Annotated in this window: 28 protein-coding genes and 1 riboswitch; of the genes, 20 read left to right on the top strand and 8 right to left on the bottom strand. The window is 52.3% G+C overall.

Annotation, left to right across the window (positions count from 1 at the left end):
* Positions 1–218: 218 nt before the first annotated feature.
* Positions 219–623, top strand: coding sequence for an O-methyltransferase (locus JJQ72_RS07905; protein WP_208203303.1), 405 nt, complete (start codon positions 219–221; stop codon positions 621–623).
* Positions 624–725: 102 nt separating this feature from the next.
* On the opposite strand, the gene JJQ72_RS07900 is transcribed toward JJQ72_RS07905, so the two are convergent.
* The 3 genes from JJQ72_RS07900 to JJQ72_RS07890 all read right to left on the bottom strand — a co-directional run bounded on the left by JJQ72_RS07900 (position 726) and on the right by JJQ72_RS07890 (position 2400).
* Entirely contained in the window at positions 726–965 is a 240-nt protein-coding gene (locus JJQ72_RS07900) for an alpha/beta-type small acid-soluble spore protein (RefSeq protein ID WP_138227870.1), read from the bottom strand.
* 172 nt (positions 966–1137) lie between these two features.
* Complete coding sequence (locus JJQ72_RS07895) at positions 1138–2118, bottom strand: aldose 1-epimerase (protein ID WP_138226942.1); 981 nt, start codon at positions 2116–2118, stop codon at positions 1138–1140.
* A gap of 105 nt (positions 2119–2223) precedes the next feature.
* The gene (locus JJQ72_RS07890; RefSeq protein WP_175415347.1) at positions 2224–2400 is read right to left on the bottom strand and encodes a hypothetical protein; all 177 of its coding nucleotides are present in this window, start codon (positions 2398–2400) and stop codon (positions 2224–2226) included.
* A 122-nt stretch (positions 2401–2522) separates the two neighbouring features.
* Here JJQ72_RS07890 and JJQ72_RS07885 point away from each other — a divergent pair, with 122 nt between their 5' ends.
* Both JJQ72_RS07885 and JJQ72_RS07880 read left to right on the top strand, forming a co-directional pair.
* Positions 2523–2747: an alpha/beta-type small acid-soluble spore protein gene (locus tag JJQ72_RS07885; RefSeq protein WP_138226941.1), complete on the top strand. Its 225-nt coding sequence runs from the start codon at positions 2523–2525 to the stop codon at positions 2745–2747.
* Positions 2748–2998: 251 nt separating this feature from the next.
* Positions 2999–3619, top strand: a complete 621-nt coding sequence (locus tag JJQ72_RS07880) for an SCO family protein (RefSeq protein WP_138227869.1) — start codon at positions 2999–3001, stop codon at positions 3617–3619.
* 42 nt (positions 3620–3661) lie between these two features.
* Here the strand turns inward: JJQ72_RS07880 and JJQ72_RS07875 are convergent, their stop codons facing one another.
* The 3 genes from JJQ72_RS07875 to JJQ72_RS07870 form a co-directional block, all read right to left on the bottom strand.
* Positions 3662–4042, bottom strand: coding sequence for a toprim domain-containing protein (locus JJQ72_RS07875; RefSeq protein ID WP_138226940.1), 381 nt, complete (start codon positions 4040–4042; stop codon positions 3662–3664).
* Positions 4043–4245: 203 nt separating this feature from the next.
* Positions 4246–4359: a sporulation protein YjcZ gene (locus tag JJQ72_RS20845; protein ID WP_397332477.1), complete on the bottom strand. Its 114-nt coding sequence runs from the start codon at positions 4357–4359 to the stop codon at positions 4246–4248.
* Between the two features lie 114 nt (positions 4360–4473).
* Positions 4474–5640: an MFS transporter gene (locus JJQ72_RS07870; protein WP_208203302.1), complete on the bottom strand. Its 1167-nt coding sequence runs from the start codon at positions 5638–5640 to the stop codon at positions 4474–4476.
* A 185-nt stretch (positions 5641–5825) separates the two neighbouring features.
* On the opposite strand from JJQ72_RS07870, the gene JJQ72_RS07865 reads away from it, so the two are divergent.
* From JJQ72_RS07865 to JJQ72_RS07840, 6 genes are all read left to right on the top strand, one after another.
* Positions 5826–6269 carry a hypothetical protein gene (locus tag JJQ72_RS07865; RefSeq protein WP_208203301.1) on the top strand — a complete coding sequence of 148 codons (444 nt, stop codon included), beginning with the start codon at positions 5826–5828 and terminating at the stop codon, positions 6267–6269.
* A gap of 18 nt (positions 6270–6287) precedes the next feature.
* Positions 6288–7448 (top strand): transglutaminase domain-containing protein, encoded by a 1161-nt coding sequence (locus JJQ72_RS07860; RefSeq protein WP_138226937.1) that lies wholly within the window; start codon positions 6288–6290, stop codon positions 7446–7448.
* A 105-nt stretch (positions 7449–7553) separates the two neighbouring features.
* On the top strand, positions 7554–9599 hold the full coding sequence (locus JJQ72_RS07855; RefSeq protein ID WP_208203300.1) for a peptidoglycan D,D-transpeptidase FtsI family protein: 2046 nt from the start codon (positions 7554–7556) through the stop codon (positions 9597–9599).
* Positions 9600–9766: 167 nt separating this feature from the next.
* The gene (locus JJQ72_RS07850; protein WP_208203299.1) at positions 9767–10525 is read left to right on the top strand and encodes a Cof-type HAD-IIB family hydrolase; all 759 of its coding nucleotides are present in this window, start codon (positions 9767–9769) and stop codon (positions 10523–10525) included.
* 6 nt (positions 10526–10531) lie between these two features.
* The gene (locus JJQ72_RS07845) at positions 10532–11011 is read left to right on the top strand and encodes a DUF456 domain-containing protein (protein WP_208203298.1); all 480 of its coding nucleotides are present in this window, start codon (positions 10532–10534) and stop codon (positions 11009–11011) included.
* Positions 11012–11039: 28 nt separating this feature from the next.
* On the top strand, positions 11040–12662 hold the full coding sequence (locus JJQ72_RS07840) for a putative polysaccharide biosynthesis protein (protein ID WP_138226934.1): 1623 nt from the start codon (positions 11040–11042) through the stop codon (positions 12660–12662).
* Here the strand turns inward: JJQ72_RS07840 and JJQ72_RS07835 are convergent, their stop codons facing one another.
* Positions 12663–14024: a DUF2515 family protein gene (locus tag JJQ72_RS07835; protein WP_208203297.1), complete on the bottom strand. Its 1362-nt coding sequence runs from the start codon at positions 14022–14024 to the stop codon at positions 12663–12665.
* A gap of 124 nt (positions 14025–14148) precedes the next feature.
* Between JJQ72_RS07835 and JJQ72_RS07830 the strand changes: the two genes are divergently transcribed.
* The 10 genes from JJQ72_RS07830 (at position 14149) to JJQ72_RS07785 (ending at position 23764) form a co-directional block, all read left to right on the top strand.
* Positions 14149–14493, top strand: coding sequence for a thioredoxin family protein (locus JJQ72_RS07830; protein WP_138226932.1), 345 nt, complete (start codon positions 14149–14151; stop codon positions 14491–14493).
* 170 nt (positions 14494–14663) lie between these two features.
* A complete protein-coding gene (locus JJQ72_RS07825; protein WP_138226931.1) occupies positions 14664–15632 on the top strand; it encodes a COX15/CtaA family protein in 969 nt (322 codons plus the stop codon).
* 245 nt (positions 15633–15877) lie between these two features.
* Positions 15878–16597 (top strand): Cthe_2314 family HEPN domain-containing protein, encoded by a 720-nt coding sequence (locus JJQ72_RS07820; protein WP_138226930.1) that lies wholly within the window; start codon positions 15878–15880, stop codon positions 16595–16597.
* 118 nt (positions 16598–16715) lie between these two features.
* Positions 16716–16860: riboswitch (SAM riboswitch) on the top strand.
* 116 nt (positions 16861–16976) lie between these two features.
* Positions 16977–17996 (top strand): methionine ABC transporter ATP-binding protein, encoded by a 1020-nt coding sequence (locus JJQ72_RS07815; protein ID WP_208203296.1) that lies wholly within the window; start codon positions 16977–16979, stop codon positions 17994–17996.
* Positions 17996–18664, top strand: a complete 669-nt coding sequence (locus tag JJQ72_RS07810; RefSeq protein ID WP_208203295.1) for a methionine ABC transporter permease — start codon at positions 17996–17998, stop codon at positions 18662–18664. Before JJQ72_RS07815 ends, JJQ72_RS07810 begins: the two co-directional genes overlap by 1 nt.
* A 49-nt stretch (positions 18665–18713) precedes the next feature.
* The gene (locus tag JJQ72_RS07805; RefSeq protein WP_208203294.1) at positions 18714–19559 is read left to right on the top strand and encodes a MetQ/NlpA family ABC transporter substrate-binding protein; all 846 of its coding nucleotides are present in this window, start codon (positions 18714–18716) and stop codon (positions 19557–19559) included.
* A gap of 221 nt (positions 19560–19780) precedes the next feature.
* A complete protein-coding gene (locus JJQ72_RS07800) occupies positions 19781–20944 on the top strand; it encodes a type III polyketide synthase (protein WP_208203293.1) in 1164 nt (387 codons plus the stop codon).
* Complete coding sequence (locus JJQ72_RS07795; protein ID WP_208203292.1) at positions 20931–21683, top strand: methyltransferase domain-containing protein; 753 nt, start codon at positions 20931–20933, stop codon at positions 21681–21683. The genes JJQ72_RS07800 and JJQ72_RS07795 overlap by 14 nt, the downstream gene beginning before the upstream one ends.
* A complete protein-coding gene (locus JJQ72_RS07790; protein ID WP_208203291.1) occupies positions 21676–22833 on the top strand; it encodes an NAD(P)/FAD-dependent oxidoreductase in 1158 nt (385 codons plus the stop codon). Before JJQ72_RS07795 ends, JJQ72_RS07790 begins: the two co-directional genes overlap by 8 nt.
* A 154-nt stretch (positions 22834–22987) precedes the next feature.
* Complete coding sequence (locus tag JJQ72_RS07785; RefSeq protein WP_208203290.1) at positions 22988–23764, top strand: SDR family oxidoreductase; 777 nt, start codon at positions 22988–22990, stop codon at positions 23762–23764.
* Between the two features lie 65 nt (positions 23765–23829).
* On the opposite strand, the gene JJQ72_RS07780 is transcribed toward JJQ72_RS07785, so the two are convergent.
* Positions 23830–24075, bottom strand: a complete 246-nt coding sequence (locus JJQ72_RS07780; RefSeq protein WP_138226923.1) for a NifU family protein — start codon at positions 24073–24075, stop codon at positions 23830–23832.
* A gap of 81 nt (positions 24076–24156) precedes the next feature.
* Between JJQ72_RS07780 and JJQ72_RS07775 the strand changes: the two genes are divergently transcribed.
* Positions 24157–24393 carry a DUF1450 domain-containing protein gene (locus JJQ72_RS07775; RefSeq protein WP_208203289.1) on the top strand — a complete coding sequence of 79 codons (237 nt, stop codon included), beginning with the start codon at positions 24157–24159 and terminating at the stop codon, positions 24391–24393.
* Positions 24394–24430: the final 37 nt, after the last annotated feature.

Genomic DNA, 24430 nt, shown 5'->3' with positions numbered 1-24430 from the left:
GGAGAGGTCACTGGCTGGCCTCTTTTTTTTGTCATATTAAAGAATAAAATGACATAAAAAAACGAAATATGAATGTGTTAAATATGAAAAAGTAGGGATATATACCCAATTATGTTGTAAATTGTTGATGGATTTTGAAGCTTGTCCTATAATGAGTCACAAGCCCTAGTAAAAGGCTGAAATACCTAATCATGATAGGAATGGAAAGGGGGAGGAAGATGATAAGATTAGAGCAGTTATCTCTTGCAAGGCAGCTGGATCTCGTGTTTAAGGAGCTGGAGGAGGAATTGGCCGGACTGAACTCAGGTACCGTGTTTGTGCAAATACGAAACAATGTCATTGGCAAATTCGGTATTCGCCATAATCCGCTTGCAGGCCGGAACGGTGTAATAACACCAGCGGGCTGCGGCTTGACACCGGTGCAGCAAAGCTCTTTTCGCAGCATGGCACTTGAGAGCCTGAATCATAAGCGTCGCTGGACCCATGGCGAGATCAGCTATGAGTTCACCATTCAGCAAGGCATCGTGCTCGTGGATGCGGTACTGGAATCTAATTACAACATGGCAAACATGATGATTCGTTATAGCAGGCCGGCTGTATCCGATGCAGCTGCAGAATATTGATTTAGCCCTTATTTCTTTTATTATGTACATACGAAAGAGGCGGATCTTTGGGGAGAAGACCGCCTCTTTCTCATTCTCATCATCTGGAGGGAAGAGAATCAATTACGAGTTAGAACGACCCGACAATTGCTGCTCTGCCATTTGTACCAGACGCTTTGTGATGTATCCTCCCAAAGAACCGGTTTCACGGGAAGTGTAATGACCCATGTAACCGTCTTGAGGAATACTTACGCCCAGTTCTTGTGCAGCCTCATATTTCATTTGCTGCAGACCCGCATTAGCTTGAGGAACAACCAGGTTGTTCGAGCTTCTGTTACGGCGACCTTGTCCGTTTTGACCCATGCCCATCTCTGTCACCTCCTTCATTGCTGATGAGGATATTATGGTTGAAAGTCCTGCTTCTCATGCGCTATAGAGAGAATCAGAAGTCTGGTAATATTAGCCGTTCATGAAATAAGCTGCCCTTCGCGAGTGTGAGACCGCAAGGACAGCTAAATCGTTGAAAGGCTTCAGACTATGAAGAGGATTCCGGGCGGCGGATCTGAAGCGTGGTTACGAGCTCTACCGAAGAGCCGGGAAGAAGCTCAATCAGGCCTGTCTCTTCCTTGCTCAGTGGCAGGTTCGGTGCATTAGGCAGCCACGTATAGGGCTCTATACATAAGAAGTCCTGCGCTTCGCCCTTCGTATACAGCACCCAGTGCTTGAATAAGGACGAATCTCCAGAGTAGTGAAGCGTATACCCGTCATTTCGGGTAAGAACAGCTTCAGCAGGCTGATTCTCCTGAAGCTTGAATATCGTATCCAGATTCGAGCCGGCAAGGCTCATTCCATGTTGTAACTCGGCAAGCTCATGAAGGGGGACGGTGCCGCCGGTGGGAACCTGCTCTTCATCCAGCTCGCAAATATGATCTACCGGAAGCCTTAGCTGCCAGTTCTGGGGGCTTCCGTCCAGCAGAAACCACGTATGATATCCCATTCCGAAAGGAACCGGTGAAGTTCCCAGATTGCTCACGCGTAGCCGCTGCTGCAGCGTCGTTCCTTGAAGATGAAACACCATTTGCAGCTTCAGGGGCTCCGGGAGCTGCTGCAGCCAATGAGGGTCATCGCTGGTATGAAGCTCTGTTGTCACGGAGCAGCCTTCCTCGTCTTCCTCAATATCACTGACGCACCAGGCCTGAGTCCGGTGCAGGCCATGTATATGATTATCGTTGACTGTATTCTGATCAAACTGATAATCCTGCCCGGCATATTGGAAGCGTCCTTTGGATATTCTTCCGGGCGGAATCAGCAGGGGCATGCCGAAATGGTAAGGTTTTTGCAGATAAAATGCCAGCTCGCTTTCGTCAGGTCTGCGAATAATCTGGCGCTCTTCGTGCAGGTCATTGATTCCGATCACATTGTTTCCGAGTCTGGGCAGAATTGTAACCTCGAGACTGCCGCTGTTAAGAGTATAGGTATCATAATCATTCCACTGACCCTTGGTCACCTGATTCATATCGATGCTCCTTCACCACATGGTTTCTTGCTCATTATATTCATCATTGTTCCATCATAACAGATTCGTTAGAAATGGCGGAAGCCCAAATGCACGGCTGGAGGATTACTCTTTGCCGGACCGGCGCAATCTTGCTTTGACGATAAAGCCCCATCCAATGTTCAGGATGGTCAGCACCCCTAAGCCTAGTGCAGCCCATATATTATGACTGAGCATAATGGAGGCGGCAGCCATCAGAACGATGGAGGAAGATGCAAACCACAGCGACAATCCCTTTCCCATATCCTATGACCTCCCTATAAATAATAATGTGAATTTCCCGTATAATGCTGCGAAGAGCGAGACATAATAAGCTTGCAAGCTTGCAAAAGACACAGACATCATTGAAGGGAGATATGTACAACATGGCACAAAGAGGATCCCGCAGTAATAATCTGGTTGTTCCCCAAGCGAGCGCAGCCTTGCAGCAGCTGAAGATGGAGGCCGCGCAAGAGCTGGGCGTCACAATTCCACAAGACGGCTACATGGGTCATTACACATCCCGTGAGACTGGTTCTTTGGGAGGATATATCACCAAGCGCCTCGTCCAATTGGCAGAGCAATCGCTTTCCGGACGCAGCAGTCAGTAACTTTATCAGGACTTGTGCATACCGCCCGAAGCGTCACGCTTCGGGTTTTTTGCTGCCCGCTAAATTGGGCTGCCTAGACAAATTGTGCCGTAATAGAAACGTTCCGTCAAGGACGAAAGCGTATAAAAGATGTCACGAAATTGTCATAGGAAGTTTGTCCGCCGGACTGTTTTCCCTGCCACAGGCTGCCTCCGTTATGGTACACTTTAATCCGTACATATTGTCACTTTAACGGTTAAGGAGAGCACATGATGTCGAATTTGCTTCAGAAATATAAATGGACCTGGCTAATTCTAGCTGTCTGTCTGATTGCGGCAGGGGCTTTATTGTTCAGTACTCTAGGTATTGGAAAAAGCAAGCTGCCGGTGATGGGGCAGGTAGCCGACTTCCAGATGGAGAATGTGGACGGATCGACGGTGACGCTGGATGATACGAAGGGAAAGGTGAGGCTGATGTATTTTTACTTCACCAGCTGCCCGGACGTATGTCCGCCAACCACCATGGTGTTATCTCAGGTTCAGAATGAGCTGAAGAAGGAGGAGGGCTTGTTTGGAGAGAAAGCTGCAATCCTGTCCTTCTCCTTCGATCCCGAGACCGATACCCCCGAAAAAATCAAAGCCTTCGGTGATCAGTTCTTCGCTGATTACAGTGGCTGGTATTTCCTGCGCGGCGACCAGGAGGAAACGCGGGATCTGATGCAGGGCTCGTTCAAAATACCGTTAATCGGGAATGAAACGAGTAATTTTTCTCATGGTAACCGGATTGCTCTGGTCGATGGAGATCACAATATCCGCAAGCTGTACGACGCCACTGATCCTATGCAGGTCAAGGTGGAGGACATCGTCAAGGATCTCAAGAGCCTCGTTCAATAAATGATAAAAGGACGGTTCCTTTAGAGGATCGTCCTTTTTCTCTTAATGGGAGTCATGCTGGCTGTCCCACGAATTACCGGGCAGCATCTCGGGAGGATATACAATATACTCTTCAAGACCCGCCTTCTCCAGCTGGGCAACCAGGTACTCATCGGGAGTCCCCTCTACACCGGCATAACCTCTGCGGGTATAAATATGCTCAGCATCGGGGAAGGAATCCCGAAGTATGCCGCGAATTTTTTTGCCGGAGCTGTCATTGTCCATAAACAGGTATACGTCCTCATGACGAATTTGCTTGTGAAGGGTTTCAAGCCTGGTTGTATTCAGGGTGCCAAAGGTGCATACAATTTCAATCTCCGGTGTCAGAAGGCGGCGAAGCCGGCTCCGGTCGTTCTTCCCCTCTACAATAATGAAAATCGGCAAGGCATCCACCTCCAATGTTTATTTGGCAAGAAAATGGAAACACACATTCCCCGGGAAATGAACGATATATGTATATTGTAACGTTCTGCCTGTTTTTAATGCAAAAAAGGCAGCATGAAAGGCTGCCCCCAGCGGGACAGCCTGCAAAGCATGACTACCGTTCTGTTGATGAAGCAGAGACCTCCATAAAGCTGAGGATCAGCTTAGTAGAACAGACCGCTCAAGATGATGACCAAGAGGATATAGAGCACCAGGATCATGCCGACAGAAGTACCGACACCGCCGCAATAAGCAGCTGCTTTGTTGACGTGACTCATTTTGTTTCACCCCTTCATTCGGTTCGTAATCATGGTAGTAGTTATGAGCTGTACTTTATAGTATGAACAAGGCGCTGAGACGACTGTGCTCCAGCCTAATAAAGCAAGAAGAAGCTACAGCTGTATCCCCGAGGGCATGACCTTGGCGGAATTCTGTTTGCCGGTTAATAAACCGATCAGAGCTGCCATTAACAGCAGAAAGGCTATAAAGTAAGGAGAAGTATGTCCCCGGAGCTGTCCGGCTGCCACAGGTCCTGCGAAGGAGCCAATCGACATGGCAATGGATTGATAAGAGAACACCCTGCCAAGCGCTGCTCCTCCGCTGCGTTCAATAAACAGAGAGGAAAGGGCTGGGAACAGAAGTCCCTTGGCCATCCCCAGCACTAGCAGGATGCCAATAAGCGGCAGTGTGTGTGCGGCGGCCAGCGCGTAGAAGCAAAGCGCCAGGATGAACATGGCGACGGCCACTCTTTTGCCGGGGGAATATTGGTTCAGAAACAGCATGCTGAGCGTCACTAGTGCGCCCATGCTGACGGCGGAGAATAAAATCCCGGTGGACAGAATGCTGGCATGCCCGCCGGAACGCAGCGAGATTTCAAAGAAGAGCATTCCCTGGCAGCAGGCAATGGTAAATGGAACCATGTACAGGCGGAGGCTGAAGGGAAAGCTTTCCTGCGGCAGCGGCTCGGCCTTTGCGGTCACTTTCTGCGGTAGACGTGCTTTCGTCGGGAGCCGGGCAGGACGCGGCACAGTCAGAAAGGCGATTACACCTGTAAAAATAAGCAGCCACCCGAGACCCACGAAGGTACCGCTATATCCGCTTTGGGCGACGATGATGGCCCCGGCAGCAGGAGAAAGCACAGAGGCGAGCGTATGGACGACCCCGTGCCCGGACATATATTTCCCCTGGGTTACGGGATTCACGGATAACGAGGCAAGGAGTGCCAGACAGGCTGGCGACAGAAAAGCAAGCACAAAGCCGCTGATCGACCGCAGCAGCAGCAGCTGCCAGGGCAGTTGGACATGAGCCTGAAACAGAAGAATGATTCCCGCTGCCGTTAAGCTGAAAATAATGTAGCGCCGGCTGCCATGGCGATCAATCAGGCTGCCCGCCAAGAGGTTGCCGGGCAGGTGAGTGAGTGCATAAATGCCCATCATCCAGCCGATGAAAGCCGGTGCCGCTCCCAATGACAGGGCAAAAGGTGTCAGCACGGGATGCTGGGCATGAAGATCGAAATAAGCCAGGAACAGAAACAGATATAGCCACAGGGCCGTTTTCACATTGAGGCACCTCCAAGCCGCAGGGAATAAAAAACCAAGCTGTACTACTTGTACGCGGAAATGTCCAGGCTTATGCCTCCCTCGCCGTTCCCTGCGTCTGGCTGACAGAGAGGGAGGCAATCATGTATACTAACATAAGTACGGCTCATAGGAAGATTACGGGCATACCGATAGGAGTGAGAGGGTTGGATACACAAGTATGGCTTGAATTTCTAGAGCAGAACTGGCTAATTATTGCGATTGGCTTGATTGTGCTTCTGATTGTAGTGAATGTAGTCAAGACCATGGTGAAATGGCTGCTTGTGATTTTGATTGCTGGCGGTCTCTTGATTTACAGCGGAATATCGCTGGATCGAATCGGGGAGGTCGTGAGTACGGTCAAGAATGAGACCGTGGATACGGTCAAAGCCGAGGCCATGACGCTGATGATGAAAGAAGCGAAGGAAGCACAATATACATCGAACAAGGACGGCACCTACAGCATCAAATCCCCGAATCTGGAGCTGAAGGGAGAAAGCGGTGCGAATGAGGTCGAGGTGACCTTTCGGGGAGTGCCTGTGGGAACCTGGGACGTGAATCAAAGCATCCAGGAATACATCGGTCAAGCGAAATTAAACAGCACAGAATGAGGCAGAAGGAGGAAGGATATGCTTTCGGCTTGGAGTGACAGTCTGCGGGAAGGCAATGCCGTTACGATTTTGCTGCTGCTCATTGCTGTGTTCTCTCTGGTGCAGGGCTGGAACCGGGGAGCGTCGCGATCAGCAGGCAGGCTGGCTTTTTTTCTGGGAGATACGCTAATGCGTGTCGTGGGCCTGGGAATCTCGGTTCTGTTTACCCTGTCTGTATCTCCTCAGGCCGCAGCCTGGCTGCAGGATCTGGCTGAACGCATGCCGGCAAGGGAGCTCAGCTTCTGGGAGCAGATCTGGTTTACAGCCGTGCATTCTCTGGCGAGCTTTCCGCTGCTGCGGTTTGCGGTTCTGTTCATCATAAGCTACGGCATCATTCTATCTTTGCTGCGCCTGCTGGCAGCCTTAACCATTGGAGGCTTGTCGTCATCAGGCAGAGAGAACACCCGCAACAAAGAGGGCTCGTCCTCCCTGATCAGCCGCTCGGCGGGAGCGTTAATCGGGGTCCTGCTGGGGGCGGCGCGCGGAATGATTATTATTGCCCTGTTATTTATTTGCGTCAGCCTGAACCCGGCCAGCGAGTTCAGCCGCTATGTAGAGGCTTCGCCGCTGTATAAGCAAGGTGCGCAGGCAGTCATTGAGCCATTGTCCGGCTCCCTGGTGCAGCGTCAGCTTCCGGTGTTTAAGCAGTCCGTTCAGAAAGAGCTGAACGGTATTATGCAGAAAAAGTACGAGGTCATCGATCATGCTATCCCTGAAGGCATTGAACAGACGGCAGCTTACATCACTGAGGACGCAGTCACGGATGAAGAGAAGGCCAGGATGATTTATGACTGGGTAGGCACGAGAATATCCTATGATTATGATAAGGTTGAGATGTATGAACAGCAGCGGATCTGGAAAGAGCAGACTCCTCAGGATACGTATGACACGCGCCTGGGCGTATGCATAGACTATGCCCGCCTCTACGCGATGATGGCCCGTTCGCAGGAGCTACAAGTCCGCGTAGTGACCGGGGGAGGCTACAACGGAGAAGGCGGCTTTGGCCCGCATGCCTGGAACGAGGTGTATTTGTCAGAGCAGGACAAGTGGGTGCCGCTGGATCCAACCTGGGCACCGAGCGGAGATTGGTTTAACCCTCCGCGTTTCTCCGAAACGCATATCAAGGAGGAAGTGTTCTAAAGAACACAGGCTACAGCAAACAAAGGGGTGAGAGCAAAGGTGGGGCTTTTTAAACGGGACCCAAAGCGCAGAGAGGAAGAGGAAAATGCAGGGCGTCAATTTAACATGCGCATCAACATTTTTTTCTTCAGCACTTTTATTATTTTCAGCGTCATCATTGTACGCCTTGCATTTTTACAATTTGTCGAAGGGCCGGAGCTGACCCAGCAGGAGACGGGGGGACGAACGAAAAATTACCCGCTCAATCCGATCCGGGGCAGCATTCTGGATGCAGCCGGCACGCCGATTGCTTACTCCAAGCCATCCAATGCCCTGTACGTCACGCTCCTCAAAAACTATAACAAGAACTCTCCTGCCGGAGAAAAGAATCGTCCGGAAATCGAGGCGTTCGCAGAACAAATGGTAGAGGCATTCAACAAGCATGGCGAGCCGGATGCCAAGCTGACGGTGGAGGAGGTTATCGCTCTGCTCGATCTGGAGTCGAACCGGCAGCATGGTTACGAGCCCCGCCGTATCAAGGGTGACTTGACGGACAAAGAGGTTGCGTTCTTTATTGAGAACAAGCAGCAATTTCCGGGGGTGGAAATTGTAGAGGAGAATGTCCGCTACTATGACACCGATACGGTTGCGGTGCAGGCTGTCGGCTACCTCAAAAAGTTCAGTGGTCAGAAAAGCCTGGATAAATATGCAGCGATCGACAAGAAGAACAGTGATCGGGAACCAGGGCTCACCTATATGGAATCCGAGCTCGTCGGTGTCGACGGACTCGAGCTGATGTTTCAGGATGCGCTCCGCGGCAAAAGCGGCTATATGAGCATACCGATCAATCCCCAGAATATGATTGACGGTGTGCCGTCACTGATGCCGCCGGAGAAGGGGTATAATGTGTACACCACCATCCATAAGGATATTCAAATGGAGGCGGAGCAGGCGATTGTAGATCAGTTAAAATGGCTTCGCACGACGCCGTTCTCCGGTGAGACGCATCCAGAGGCCCAGACAGGCTATGCTGTGGCCATGGAAGTCGATACGGGAAACATCGTAGCCATGGCCAGTATACCTGACTATGATCCGAATGTATGGAAGGACGGAACCCAGGACTGGGACCATGTGACAGCTCATTACAAGAACGGGACTATTACCCCTTACGGCAGCGGGCGTTCCAAGAACGGTCTGGATTCCGTTCCTTGGCTAGGCTCTACGATTAAGCCGCTCAGTGTATTGATCGGCCTGCAGGAAGGCTTGTTTGCTGCCAACGATTATTATTACGATCAGGGCTTTGCTCAAATCGGCAAGGATGAACGTAAGGTCAGAAACTCTCTTAGCAAGGTGCTGGGTTCGATTAACGGAGCGGTCGCTATTGAAAAGTCCTCTAACGCCTTCATGATTGATATGGTCGGAGAGAAGCTGTTTAATAAGTACGGCGCTTCGGGAATAGAGGTCTGGGATAATTATATGAAGCAGTTTGGACTGGGCGTCTCCACACAGTCCGGCCTGCCTAAAGAGTTTCTTGGCAAGATCGATTACGATAACATCGAACAGGCCGGCAGTGCGATGGCGGCTCTGTCTTTCGCCTCCTTCGGACAGTCCGGAGGGTATACAACGCTGCAGCTGGCACAGTATACAGCTACTATTGCTAATAAGGGAGAGCGCATCAAGCCGCAAATGGCGCTGAAGATCGAGAATCAGGACGGGCAGGTCATTCAAACCTTCAAGCGGCAGGTACTGAATACCGTCGAATTCGAGGATAAGCACTGGGATGAAGTTATTAAAGGCATGAATACGCAGGGGCTTTCCTCCTTTGAGGGCTTTGGTTATGATTTTGCCCGCAAGACAGGAACCTCGGAGATGGTCATATACGAGAACGGCGAGGCTAAGTTTACAGACAACGGTGTCTTTGTGGCCTTTGCGCCCAGAGACAAGCCGAAGCTCGCGGTGGCTGTCATCGTTCCGGAAGGCGGCTTCGGATCCTACAGCGCTGCACCTATCGCTCGCAAAATTTTTGACGCCTACGATGAGGTTTATGGCCTGGACGGCACCCCGCATCCCAAAGTGGAAGGGACTGAGGGGGAAGGTGAAGCGGCTGAAGAGCTGCAGGAAGAAGGAGCAGCACCAGCGGCAGAGGGAAATCCGCAGGAAGTCGCGGAGTAGCATCCCTTTACCCGCATAAGAGGATTCTTGCTCAGCGATGGGCAGGGGTCCTTTTTTGCTATGTTCCTGTGCGATGCACGGGGTGTCATTTGCAAGAGAGGCTCGGGTTTGTGATAAAATGTCCTTATGTTGAAGCAAGGAAGCTATTTGCGGAAGGGAGCGGTCATATGAGTTTAAAGTACCGGCTGCTGGCATTGGATATGGACGGGACACTGCTGACGGATGAGCATGAGATTTCGAGGGAAACGGTAAAGTGGATTAAGGAAGCGGTCCGGCAGGGCGTGCATGTCTGCCTGTCTACCGGCAGAGCCTTCAAAAGCGCTTATCCCTATGCACAGCAGCTGGAGCTCGCCACACCGATGGTGACGGTCAACGGAAGTGAAATCTGGAAAGCTCCCTACGATCTGTACCACCGCTCGCTGATGGATGTCAGTCTGGTCCGACAGATGCATGCCTTGGCTATGAAGACCGGTGCCTGGTATTGGGCCTATACGGTAGAACAGGTGTATAACCGGGACAGCTGGAGTGAGGCTCTGCACCAAACTTTAGAGGAGCAGGAATGGCTGAAGTTCGGATATTACACGGAGGACGAGGAGGTCCGCCATCATATTTTAATGTCATTGCAGGATATGGGCGGCCTGGAAATTACCAACTCATCACCGTTCAATCTGGAGATCAATCCGCTGGGTGTAAACAAGGCCGAGGGGATCAAGAAGGTGTGTCACCTGCTGGGGCTGGACATGTCGCAGGTGGTCGCCTGTGGAGACAGCCTGAATGACCTGGCCGCTATCCAGGCGGCGGGGCTCGGTGTAGCCATGGGCAATGCCCAGCAGACGGTGAAGGATGAAGCGGATCTCGTAGTTGCGGGTAATAATGAGGACGGCATCGCTGAGGTGATCCGAGATGTTATCCTGAGACAGGAGTGAGATCAGATGGATGTGTTAGGCTGGATTCTGGTAATTGCCTTGTTTGCCGTCGGCATGGCGGGGGCCGTATACCCTATTTTGCCGGGTGTGGTCGCCATTTATTTGGCACTGTTCGTATATGGCTGGTTCTTCACATTTCAGCATTACACCGTATGGTTCTGGATCATTCAAACGCTGATTCTGCTCGTGCTGTTCGTGGCGGATTACGCCGTCAATGCCTGGGGCGTCAAAAGGCTGGGCGGCTCTAAAGCCTCCATTTGGGGCAGTACGATTGGCCTGATCATCGGTCCGTTCGTCATCCCGGCTTTCGGCCTGATCATCGGACCCTTTATCGGTGCGCTGATTGGAGAGATGCTTGCCGGCTCGGGACCGGGCAAAGCGATGAAGGTTGGGGCAGGGTCGGTGCTGGGTCTGTTTAGCAGCATTCTGGTCAAAGTTATTTTACAGCTGGCCATGATTGTCATATTTTTTATTTGGGTTTTTTGATACGCCGTGAGGAAGAAAGAAGGGTGCTATTTTGGCAAAAGACAGCTTTATTAAAGGGACGATTATTCTGGCAGCGGCTGCCTTGGTGGCAAGGGTGCTCGGCATCGCGCAGCGGATTCCGCTGGAGCACCTGCTGGATGATATCGGCCAATCTGCATTTGCAAGTGCGAACAACATTTATTTGATTCTGCTCGCTTTAGCGACCGCCGGCGTGCCGAGCACGCTGAGCAAGATGGTATCCGAACGCTACGCGATGAACCGCCCGGCAGAAGCCAAGCGGGTCTATCAGGCTGCACTGTATTTCTCCGCCGGGGTCGGGGTCGTCATTACGCTGCTGCTCTTTTTCTTCGCGCCCTATTATGCCCGACTGACGAAGCTGCCGGAGGCAACTGCAGCGATCCAGGCACTTGCTCCGGCATTGCTGCTGTTTCCGACGATTGCGATGATGCGGGGGTATTTTCAAGGCCGCAACTTTATGACGCCCGGTGGAATTTCGCAAATTGTAGAGCAGATTGCCAGAGTGGTGACGGGCATCGGACTCGCATACATATTGATTCACTTTGGCTATAATGATCCGCTTGCTGCCGCGGGTGCTACCTTTGGCGGCGTGCTCGGCAGCCTGGCAGCCTTTGCCGTCATGCTGGCCTTTGCTCTGCGGCTGCGCCGTCAGGATAAGCTGAATCATGAGCTGGCCGCAGACACCACCATTCCGCTGGGAACGATCTATAAAGCGATATTTACGCTTTCCATTCCGATTGTGCTGTCCTCCGTGACGGTGCCCTCGGTGAACTTTCTCGATACCTCACTGGTCAAGCCGCTGCTAAACGGAGTCATTGGCCCTGAGGAAGCTACAGCAGCCCTGGCCGTGCTAGGCACGCGGGCTCAAAGCATTGCCGGAATCCCGCCCATCCTGGCAGTCGCGCTGGCGCAATCACTGATTCCGATTATTTCGGCTGCCTATGCCCGAAAAGACGAGCAGCATCTGCAGCATCAGGTTACGCTGGCGCTGCGGGTAGCGATTCTGTCCGGAATGCCGGTCGTGCTGGTTCTTGCCGCCGCCGCTTATTCCCTGAATGGATTGCTGTTTAGCTCCATCGAGGGCACCGGTATTATTATGATGCTTACGCTGACTACGATTTTTCAGATTACGATGGTTACCTCGGGCTCCATTCTGCTGGGAACCGGCAAAGCAAAAATCACAGTCAAGCACGTCATCGTCGGCCTGCTGGTAAAGCTGGCCGGCAGCTATCTGTTATCGCCGCTGCTCGGTATTTACGGCATCATTGCAGCTACGGCGCTCTGCTTCTTGGTGATCACGATTCTGAATGTGCGTACCATCAAGAGCATTGTCTCATTCTCCATTCTCGGCACCCGCTGGATCGCCTTTGGCATGACTGTGCTGATCGCTTTTGGCGCCGGCTACGGTACGGAAGGGTTTAGCCGCCAGCTGGTGAATGTGATGCCTGACCGCTTGGCCTTTTTGATTGTGTGCGCAATTGTTGGCATCGTGGTAGGTGCACTGTACCTGCTGCTCTTGATCATTCTCGGGGTTGTGCGGCAGGCTGAGCTCAAGGGGTATCCACGCGTGCTTCAAAAAGTACTGCGTCCGTTGATGCGGCTTGCGCCTTCTGCATTCCGCCAGAAAGGCTGATCAGGTATTTGGACCTTTCAGCCACCGGCCAGCGTCATGGGCCATGGAGGTCCGCTCCAGCGAAGAACGGTGGCGGTGGGTCATATCTACAAAATAGGGCAGTGACGGCTTGCTGACATGACGCAGCATATCCGGCTGCTGATACCAGTCATAACGGGGAATGCTTTCGTAATCCAGGTCTTCCCACACCTGAAGCAGCCGCGGGCTGTAGAGCCGCTGCCCGTCCGGCAGCCACTCGGACTGGAGCAGAGCCTGGCTTTCATCAGGGGCATCCATGGAGCCCTCAGCCTGATATGTGAATAGAGCAGGCCAATACTCTTCCCTAGAACCCAGGTGCGGGGTGCAGTTGACGAAATGCAAGGCACCTTCCAGCACACGCTTATATCCGAACAGCATGCCGTATAGAGATTTGCCGATCTTGATCCGCGAGGACGGGTCGGCAAAATGCTGCACGGTCAGGCCGATTAAAGGGCGCAGGGGAAGAATGGACTCTTTGTACAGCTCATGGCGGCAGCGACTGTCTCCCAGTGGAAACAGAATCTGATTCAGGCGGGTCCATTCATGAATTTTGAGGTAGGGATGCTGAAGCACCTGCTCACGGTAAAAAGGATGGGAGACCACCCGTCCTTCGATGTAGTTCTGCTCATTGATGATCAGGGCGACACTGAGCACTCCGCTGCTGCGTTCGATCCAGAACCGTTCCCAAAACGGCGTCATGAAGGCCGAAACATGAAACGAGGGCAGCAGGTGAAAGCAGCTCCGCTTCTGTTCACGGCTATATTTATACAACAGCAGCTGCGGATAGGCATCTTGAAAAATAAGCGCGTTGCACCGCTCCAGAAATCGGTACATGTTCAGCTTGAACGCGGCATCGGTCAAATCAGACATGAGCCCGCCCTTCAGATCCGTCATATTCCAGCCGGCATTTCTTGAAACCAGATGGGCCAGCAGAGCCCAGTGCAGCTCCGGAAATTCCAGATAGATCTCTAGATAAGCCTGCGTGCGTGTTACATTGCTTCGGTTCCGATCGGCAGTCATCTCCTGAATCCGCTGAATGAGCAGATGATCCGCCGTAACGAGGTCCTCTGCTTTGCTGCCCGGCAGCGGAGCATCGACTCCGGCCTGAAACCTTGAATGACGGGCGTCGCGTTCCCTCCGGCAGCCCTCAGCCGTGCGGTCGAGAATACACAGGATGCTCCTGACGCTTCCCTCGTTCCAATCCAGAGGAAGCTTGCTCCTGCGAAGCTCGCCGGAGTTGTGCCAGGATGCGGCTAAGCCGCTGACAGCCTCGGAAGCGGCATGAGGCAGGGCGCTCAGCATCGACCAAAGGGAGCCTGTCCGCTGTCTCCGCTGCTGTGGCATACCATGACCTTCTTTCGCAGTGTTCTTGAGTACCCATGTAGTATGCTCGCAAAATTTGACTTCCACTCTGACATTTGCTTCACTATTGTGGAGAGAGGAATTCACAGGAAAAGGGGAGTTACCTATGGAAAAAATCACGTCAAAAGCTGAGTTTCAAGTTGCGATCCAGCCCCCAAGACTGACCATTGCTGTTTTCAAGGCAGACTGGTGCGGTGACTGCAAATTTATCGATCCCTTCATGCCGGACCTGGAAGCCCAGTACAGCGACCGCCTGACACTGGTAGAGGTTGATGTGGATCAGGTGGGGGATGTCAGTCAGGAGCAGAATATCCTGGGCATCCCGAGCTTTGTGGCTTACACGGATGGCCGTGAGCTGGTTCGGTTCGTGAACAAGCTCCGCAAGTCGCGGGAAGAGATTGAAGCCTTCCTGCAGCGCGCCCTGGAGGTATACAACACGATCCACAAGTAAATGAGATACGAATAGAGCACTATTTCCTTGTAAAGAGGAGATAGTGCTTTATTTTTGAACATTTTGTCACAAACAAGCCATGACCCCGGCGCCATGATCCGCTATAATATAGATGGCGTGGGGAAACTTCATGCTCAGAATACGAAATATAAGGCAGCAGGTGAATAATTTTGAATAATAAACAGTTGAAATGGCTCAGTTATATAACGTGCCTCGTTATGTTTCTGGCGACCTTTGGCGGAATGGTGGTCACGAAGACAGACTCAGGCTTGGGCTGTGGGCAGGAATGGCCGTTATGCAATGGGAAATTTGTTCCCGCTTACACCCTGGCTTCTATGATTGAATACTCGCACCGCCTGATTAGTGGACTGGCTGGCTTGTCAGCGCTGGCTTCTCTGCTTGCCTTCGTTCGCTACAAGCGGCATCGCCGGGATCTGCTGGCGTACGTGGGGCTAACCTCCGTCTTTGTCATCCTGCAGGCTATTATGGGCGCAATGGCCGTAATGTCTCCGCAATCAGCGGCTGTGATGGCACTGCATTTCGGGTTTTCTCTCATTGCGTTCGCAAGCTCGGTGATGCTGGCCTTGGCTATGCGGCGGCTGGAGCATGAAGGTGATACGAAAGATTCCGAGCCATTGCCGCAGGTCAGCAAGAGGTTTCGGAATCTGGTATGGGCAACTGCAGTGTACTCCTACGTGGTAGTGTACATAGGGGCATTTGTAAGCCATACGGAATCCAGGGAAGGCTGCTCCGGGTGGCCGCTGTGTAACGGAGAGCTTATCCCGGAGCTTTCAGGCGGCGTTGGCATTGCCTTTATGCACCGCGTAGCGGCGGCATTGCTGCTGCTGACCATTGCAGTGATGGCGCATTTCGCTTTTTGGCGTCACCGCAATAATAAAGAAATTCAAATGCTGGGCGTTGCGGCCTTAGTGCTGTGCCTGCTGCAGGTGCTGAGCGGCGGAGTGCTGATGTCTACGATGCAGAATGAGGAGCTGTACATTTTTGCCGCTTTGGGTCATACCTTGCTCATCTCAGCGCTCTTCGGGGTTCTGGCCTACCTTAGTGTCCGGGTGTGGCAGCTGAGCCGGTCACGTCCTGCCCAGAAGGCAGATCAACAGCTTGCAACGGCAGCCTCATAAGATGTAGAACACATGCACGGTACCCAATAATCAATACGACAAGTCCTCGAGCTCCTCGGGGGCTTGCTTGTTCACCTTACGAATGAACAGGGACCCCTTAAGGACATTTTAAAGGTGGGGCTCCATATCCTCTCTGCAGTGGTTTAGTTCCTCCAGAGATCTGTTTATATTTAATAAAACATCGCTCGATACGCCAGCTGCCGCGTCTTATATGAACTTGAACTTGAACGTAGGGAGGTTACGCCATGCTTCGAATACTGCTTGGGGAGGAGCCTAGACTTAATCACGGGCTCATGGAAGATGCGATAGAAACCATGGTAACAACCACACAGCTTCTGCAGAAGGAAATTGACAAGAACCAAGACCCCACGCATGATTTCCGCAAGCTGGAGATTTGGACGCGCGGCTTGATTGTGTCCCTGGATGAGCTGGAGCAAAGCTGCTTTGCAGCAGGACATTTTCGTAAATCGGTCAAGGCAGGATATGTCGATGAGCTGTCCATTCAGGAGCAGGGAGAGTACGGCCGTTACGTTTACTTTTACAAAAATGCATTTATCCGGGTCTTCTCCATTCTCGACAAGCTCGGAACCGTGCTGAATGACCTTTATGATCTCAATACGTCTAAGGTTAAGGCGCATTTCAGTTATTTTACGGTGCTGCGGCAGTTTAAATATTTGAAAACCCATGAGGATTTATCCCGAGAGCTGGAAGCCATCAAGGACAGCTATCGCAATCCGATGTCCGTGCTTCGCAAACGCCGTAACGCCGAGGTGCACTACATGAATTCGGAGATGCAGGATGATCTGTGGCAGCGCCATAAGGGTCTCAACGACAAGGTGGAGCTGGAGGATCTGGATCAGCATCTGGATGATCTGAAACAGGGGCTGGATATGGTGTGCAAGACACTGGCTGCGTCCTATCACTACACCAATAAGCTCTGGTCTGAAAGAGGAATGAAGGCGTAAAGCGGGTTTAAATTTCCTTAAAATTCCTTTTGACTTTAGAATGAAAACGGCATATACTAACTATTGCATTCATGAATAGTTTCTGAAAACGATCAAATTATAATTTCATATCGATGTTTTCTTATCGAGAGAGGCGGAGGGACAGGCCCGATGAAGCCCGGCAACCGACTTCTGAGTCACGGTCAGCATACCGCGGGAATCAGAGGTGTCATGGTGCTAATTCCTTCAAGACTGAGCGACAGCGCAGTCTTGGCAGATGAGACAAGGCATCTTTCTTTCGTTAGCGAAGAGAGCCCTTTTTTGATTCTGCATCTGAGGAATCCATAGGGCTCTCTTTTTTTTTGGTTAAAATGAAGTGAAGGGAAGGAGTGTACAGCCTGTGATTGAGCTGAAGCAGCTTACGAAGCATTACGGTAAACCGGGTGCGTTGACAACCGCTTTGTCAGGCCTCGATTTATCTATACAGAAAGGCGAGATTTTTGGAGTGATCGGGCATTCCGGAGCTGGGAAAAGCACCTTGATTCGCTGCGTGAATCTGCTGGAGCGTCCGACCTCGGGAGAGGTCTGGGTGGGCGGTGTCGAATTAACAGCTCTCGGCAAAAAACAGCTGCAGGAGGAGCGCCGCCGTATCGGAATGATCTTTCAGCATTTCAATCTGCTCTCCTCAGCGACGGTGTATGACAATATTGCGTTTCCGCTTCGGCTGATCAAGACGCCCAAGGCGGAAATTGAACGGAAGGTCAGTGAGCTGCTGACGCTTGTCGGTCTGGAGGCGCATCGCAATAAATATCCCGCACAGCTGTCCGGGGGACAGAAGCAGAGGGTTGGCATCGCCCGAGCACTGGCCAGTGATCCTGAGGTGCTGCTATGTGACGAGGCCACTTCGGCACTGGATCCGCAGACGACGGATTCCATCCTGAAGCTGCTGCTGGACATCAACGAGCGCTTTCAGCTCACGATTGTTCTCATTACTCATGAAATGCATGTTATTCAAAGCATCTGTGACCGGGTTGCTGTCATTCATCAGGGCGGGATTGTGGAGCAGGGGCCGGTCACGGAAGTGTTTCTTCGACCTAAGCACGAGGTTACCCGTGATTTTATCCGGGAGGATCAAGGATTTATTCCGGAGGCGCTGTACGAGCAGGGAGCTTCTTCTCAAGGGTCCCACAGCCAGACAGTCAAAATTACGTTTCTGGGGCCAAAAACCTACGAGTCCACTCTATCCCAGACCGTGAAAGAAACCGGCGTCGCTTTTGCAATCCTGCAGGGCAAGATTTCAACGATCAAGGCAACCCCTTATGGCCAGCTGATCGTTCGATTTGAAGGCCAGCCGGAGGCGGTAGCTGCCACGATTGCGGCACTTCAGGCAGAAGGACTTGATGTGGAGGTGGCAGGCTGATGCTCGGATTGGATTTTACCCTGGTGGATTGGGAAGAAGTACTGACAGCCACGCTGGACACCCTGCGAATGCTTCTGGCTTCCTCCGTGTTCGCGGTGCTGATCGGCCTGCCGATCGGTGTGATGCTGTACATGTGGTCAAGATCCTCGTCAGGATGGGCGAGAGCAGGATACAGTGTTCTCTCCTTCGTAGTCAATATTTTGCGCTCCGTGCCATTCATTATCCTGATCGTGGCCTTGATTCCGATTACGAAAGTCATTGTTGGTCAATCCTATGGGGTGCTCGGAACCATTCCCCCGTTGGTGATCGGGGCAGCGCCTTTCTTTGCAAGGCTTGTAGAAACCGCACTGAGCGAGGTGGATAAAGGCGTTATTGAGGCCGCTCAGGCAATGGGCTCCTCAACCAAGCAGGTTGTGCTGAGAGTGCTGCTTCCGGAGGCCAGGCCAGGCCTGATCGCGGCGGTGACCATTACGATCGTGACTCTGGTGTCCTATACCGCCATGTCCGGTCTTGTCGGCGGCGGCGGGCTGGGGGATCTCGCGATCAAATACGGCTATAACCGCTATGAAACCGAAGTGATGCTCGTAGCGGTTGTGCTGATGATTCTGCTGGTACAGCTGCTGCAGATGGCAGGCGACCGAATCGTCCGGCATTACACCCGGAAGTAGGCATAAGCAGAAAAAAGTGAAATTTATAAATATTGGAGGATATAACGAGATGAAAAAATGGAATGTAATGATCTTGGCCCTGGCTATGCTTCTGGTGCTTGCGGCTTGCGGGACAGACACTGAAAAAGAAAGCACCGGCTCGGATGCCGGAGCTAAAGACGGAGCAGCAAGTGAAACCGTCACTCTGCGTGTAGGGGCATCGCCACAGCCTCACTCGCAAATTCTGGAGCACGTCAAGCCGGTGCTGGAGCAAGAAGGCATTCAGCTTGAAATTATCGAATTCACGGATTATGTCCAGCCTAACCAGCAGACCGACCAGAAAGAAATCGATGCCAACTTCTTTCAGCACAAGCCGTATCTGGATGGCGAAATCGAGCAGCGCGGCTTCGATCTCGCTCCAGTTACTGCGGTGCATGTGGAGCCGATGGGAGCTTACTCCAATCAGGTAGAGTCTTTGGACGATCTGAAGGACGGTGCAGTCATTGCCATTCCAAACGATCCTTCAAACGGAGGACGTGCCCTGCTTCTGCTGGCCAAGCATGGTGTTATTCAGCTGGAGGATGACAGCAATCTGGCTGTAACCGCCAAGGATATTACCGGCAACCCGAAAAACCTGGAGTTTAAAGAGGTCGATGCAGCGATGCTGCCCCGGATGCTCGACGAGATGGATGCAGCAGTCATTAATACGAACTATGCGCTGGAAGCGGGCTTGAATCCGCTGGAGGATGCGCTGGTCATCGAGGACAAGGATAACCCTTATGCCAACCTGCTTGTTGCCCGCTCGGACAACAAGGATTCCGAAGCGATTCAGAAGCTGGCAGAGGCACTGACCTCGGCAGAGATGAAGACTTTTATCGAAGAGCAGTTCAAAGGATCTATTATCCCGGCATTCTAAAACGGCAAAAGCCAGATGTCGATCCAACAAATTCATGGAAATGAGCATACAGCGGCCCGGAAACTTTCCGGAGTCGCTGTATTTTTTATAGTGGGTGAGATTCCTTTTAAGTGGTTCAGGGTAAATAGGTTCAATAACGGCATAATAAAGTCATTAGGCTTATCGTTGGCGAGAAGCTTGTTTACGGTAACGACGAATTCATATTTCAGGAGGTCATTTTCATGAACCCTAATCCTCAAACAAATCCACAGCAAGCCTCAATCCTGGGATTCGGTACAGCGCTGCCGGCTCATCAGGTTCCTCAGCCTGACATCACCAATCTGCTAACTTCCCATCTGCAGGACAAGCCGGATCTGGCGCGCTTTGCAAGAAGGATTTTTAACTCCTGCGGAGTGGATACCCGATATACAGTAGAGCCGAGCTATACAGGAGCTGCGGAGGACTGCAAGTATCTTCCTACCGGAGATGCCAGCGGCATACCGACCACAGAAGAACGGATGGATACATATAAAAGAGAAGCGCCTCCGCTCGCTCTTGAAGCTGCCCAGAAAGCGCTGAAGGATGCAGGTACGCATCCGGAATCCATTACCCATCTCATTACAGTCAGCTGTACGGGGCAATACCTTCCAGGCCTTGATGTGACACTGATCTCCCAGCTGGGCCTGTCGCCAAGGGTTAATCGTTTGCCGGTTATCTTCCAGGGCTGTGCTGCAGGTCTCAAAGCGATTCAGATGGCAAGGGATGTCGTGCAGGGAGCACCGGGATCGACTGTGCTTGTCGTCTGCGTAGAGCTGTGTACCTTGCACTTCCAGCCTGTGATGGAGAAGGAAGCTCTGTTTGCGGCCTCCTTCTTCGGCGATGCTTCGGCATCCTGCGTCATTGGCCACGCAGATGAAAACAGCCGCCATTATTTCCAGCTGGGCAGAGGATATTCAGTGCTGCTGCCGGACACGACAGAGGATATGACCTGGGAGGTTGGCAATTTCGGCTTTGATCTATATCTGTCGCCGCGGATTCCGAGACTGCTGGGACAATATATTGCTCCGGAAATGGAGCGTCTCTTTGAAGGAGAGGAGCTTCCTGAACTGTGGGCCATTCACCCTGGCGGAAGAGGCATTGTGGACTCCGTGGAAGAGGTAATGAGTCTACGGGAGGATCAAACCCGGTTCAGCCGCGAGATTCTGCGTACCGCCGGGAATCTGTCCTCCTGTACCATTCTCTTCGTACTGGCTGCCATGCGCAGGGACCTTAAAGCCCAAAGCAGCGCCGCTCAGAACGGAGTAGCCATGGCGTTCGGCCCTGGCCTGACAGCCGAGCTTATGCGCTTTGAATATATTGCGGCAAAGGTGGCATCCGAGTCGGAGGCGGACCATGTCTATCTTTAGGAATTTATCGAGCCGGGCGAAGGAAGACGAGTTAATGGATGACTTCTCCATGGGCGGGGCAGAGCTGAGCGAGGCGCTGGTGCATTTAAGGCGCTTGAACAAAATATTCGCGGCTCCCGGACCGACACGCTATGGCGTGGAAAAGCTGTGGAGAATGATGGGCAGCCCGGCGTCCTTGAGTGTTCTGGATGTAGGCGCAGGCTCCGGTGACGTCAATCGGAAGCTGCTGGAATGGGCAGACAGCCGGGGAGTGGAGCTGCATATTATTCTTGTCGACCTCACCGAAGAGGCGTGCCAGGAAGCCGCGGCCTTGTTCAAGGATGAGCCGCGGATTCAGGTTCAGCGTGCGGACGTGCGCGATCTTCCGGATGCCTCGGCTGATATTGTTACTGGCTCCCAATTCGTACACCATTTTGACGGGGATGAGCTGGTAGACATCGTCTCTCATATGCTTCGCGCCTCCCGGTATGGTGTTGTGATCAATGATATTCACAGGCATCAGGTTTCCTACACTGCAGTTTGGCTGACAACCCGGCTGATTTCCCGTAACCGCTACATTCGGCATGACGGCCCGTTGTCCGTAGCCAAGGGATTTACTGCGAGAGACTGGAAGGAGCTGAAGCGCCGGCTGAACCATGAAACGATGACGTTCTCCTGGAAGCCTCTGTTCCGCTATGCGGTAGTCATTCCGCATCCCTTGAAGCCGGTAGGAAAGGAGAGTGGAATCGGATATGCATAGTTGGGACGCCGTTATTATTGGAGCAGGCATTGCCGGAGCCAGCACGGCTATACAGCTGGCGCAGCAGGGCCATCGTACGCTGCTGCTGGATCGTCAGGAATTCCCCCGGCATAAGACCTGCGGTGAATTTATGTCACCGGAAACGAAAGAGATGCTGGAGTATCTGGGGATTGTGCCCCAGCTGACATTAATCTCACCAAGTCCGATCTCCAAAGCAAGAATCGTGATGCCCCAAGGCGGGGAGATGGAAGCCTCGCTGCCAGGTGAGGCCTGGGGCATCAGCCGCTATGAGCTGGATACATTGCTTCATGCAAGAGCGCTTGCTGCAGGCGCAGAAATACGGACGAAGAGTAACGTCACCTCCATTGTGCAGGACGCGGATGGAACTTACCAGATCGGCATCAAGACCGGTGAGGAGGAGGTGCTGTACCATACTCGCGCCGTGATTGCTGCCCACGGAACTAGAAAGCCGAAATTCGTTCCCAATACCGAGGATCAGTACAGAGATCAGACGGTCTATGTCGGTGTGAAATCACATTATACGGGGCTCACATTAGGACCGGAGGTAGAGCTGTATTTTTGCGAGGGGGGCTACACCGGAATCAATACCATTGAGGGCGGAAAAGTAAACATCGCGGCATTGCTGACCCTGAAATCTGTGCAGGCTGCCGGTAAATCCGTGCAGGACATTCTGCAGGCTGCCGCCCAGTCTAATCCCAAGCTGGCAGCCAGGCTTCAGGAGGCCGTTCCCGTTGAAGGCACGCAGGTTTCCATTGCCCCCGTGCGTCTATCGGATGCCCCTGAGCCCTGGTCAGACTTTCCGCACGTCGGGGACGCTATGATGATGATTCCTCCGCTGTGTGGAGACGGTATGTCGATTGCACTGCGCTCCTCACTGCTGTGCAGCCGCTTGACCAGTCAGTATCTCAATGGGGAGCTGTCTCTGGAGGAATGGAGAAGCGGCTACACCAGAGAGGCCGAAGCCCAATTCGGCAGCCTGCTGCGGCGGGCGCGGATGATTCAACGGCTTGCGTTTGCCAAAACGAATGTTTGGTATCCCGAGCTGGCGAAGAGATTTCCGGTTATCTCCTCCTATCTCGTTAAAGCGACCCGCTTGCCGGAAACCGGCTTGTTAAGCCGAAATGCATAGCAGGGATCTCATCAATCATAAAGGCATGAACTGGCCGCGAGCAGCAAGCCGGCAGTCATGCCTTTATTGACTTTATGGAGCGTTTGTTGAGCGTTCCCAGGAAATCTTTTATACTGAGAATGAAGAAGAGACTAAGCCGGAGGAGGAAGGACCTTTGAAGGGAAAAGTAGCGCTGGTTACGGGCAGTGCAACCGGTTTGGGAAAAATGACAGCATTATCCCTCGCCCGTCAGGGATGCCATATTGCTATCAATTATGTGAATAGTCAAGAACAAGCTTACGTCCTGAAGAGCGAGATCGAAGCTCTCGGTGTCAGAGCCATTGCAGTCCGGGCCGATGTCGCAAAGCAGGAGGATCTGGAGCATCTGGCTGAGGAAACTGAGCAGCACCTGGGTACGGTGGATATTCTGGTGAACAATGCGGGACCATTTATCCGCGAGCGGAGATTGTTCTCGCAATATACGTCCGAGGAAATTATTCATCTGGTGAACGGCAATCTGACGGGAGTGATGCTCCTGGATCATATGGTACTGCCGTCTATGCGGGAGAAGAAGTGGGGACGGATCATTCATTTCGGGTTTGGTCATGCCGGAGAAGCCCGTTCCTGGCCACACAGATCTGTATATGCAGCAGCGAAGGTCGGACTGGTTTCATTTACGAAAACGCTGGCGGTTGAAGAGGCTCCTTACGGGATTACCGTCAATATGATCTGTCCTGGTGATATTCGCGGAGCGAACAAAGAGAAGAGTATCGCTGAGGTGGCTGGCATTAGCGACAGTGATACCCCGCGCGGACGCTCTGGCAGCGGAGAGGATATCGCACGGGTGATTGAGTTTCTGTGCATGGATCATTCCGATTTCATTACCGGCAACATTATGGATATTTCCGGCGGCCTGGACCCTATTCGACCCAAGATTGCTTCACAGTCCTGAATCCATACATGAGAATAAAAAAAGCCTTGATCCGTTATGGACCAAGGCTCTTCAGCTTATATGGATCAGAATACCTGAACAACTTCCTCAATGCCTTCCACTTCTTCAACCAGTGCACGCTCAATACCGGCTTTCAGTGTAATCGTGGAGCTTGGGCAGCTACCGCAGGCACCTACCAGCTTCAGCTTAACGATACCGTCTTCAACGTCGACCAGCTCAACGTCACCGCCATCACGCTGCAGGAACGGACGAAGCTTATCGAGCACTTCTGCCACTTCATCGTAAACGGTGGTTTGTGTGTTCTCGCTCATCTTGATCAACTCCTTTCCTCCATATATTATAGTACAAATAGATGAAAATTAAAATGCCAATCTGAAGGCAGGTTGTTACAAATGAAAAGAATTGTTGAATTTTGTGCCGGCAACACCAGTTATGGAACGGATCGAGCGCTGCGTCCGCTAGAAGAGCAGGGACTGTGCAGCATCATTGAATACGGATGCCTGACGAGCTGCGGCCAATGTGACCAAACACCGTTTGCGCTTGTCAACAACGAGGAAGTAGAAGCGCCAACCGCGAAAGAGCTATATGCTGCTGTCCTGAAACGGCTGCGGGAGCTGGAAACGAAATAACAGGAAGAGCTCCCTGTTCCTTGACTTGGCGGCGCAT

The organism is Paenibacillus sp. F411 (genome assembly GCF_017582705.1).
Classification (GTDB): Bacteria; Bacillota; Bacilli; order Paenibacillales; family Paenibacillaceae; genus Paenibacillus_AQ; species Paenibacillus_AQ algicola.
The sequence above is the reverse complement of the archived record's forward strand: the minus strand, read 5'-3'. Positions and strand labels throughout refer to the sequence as shown.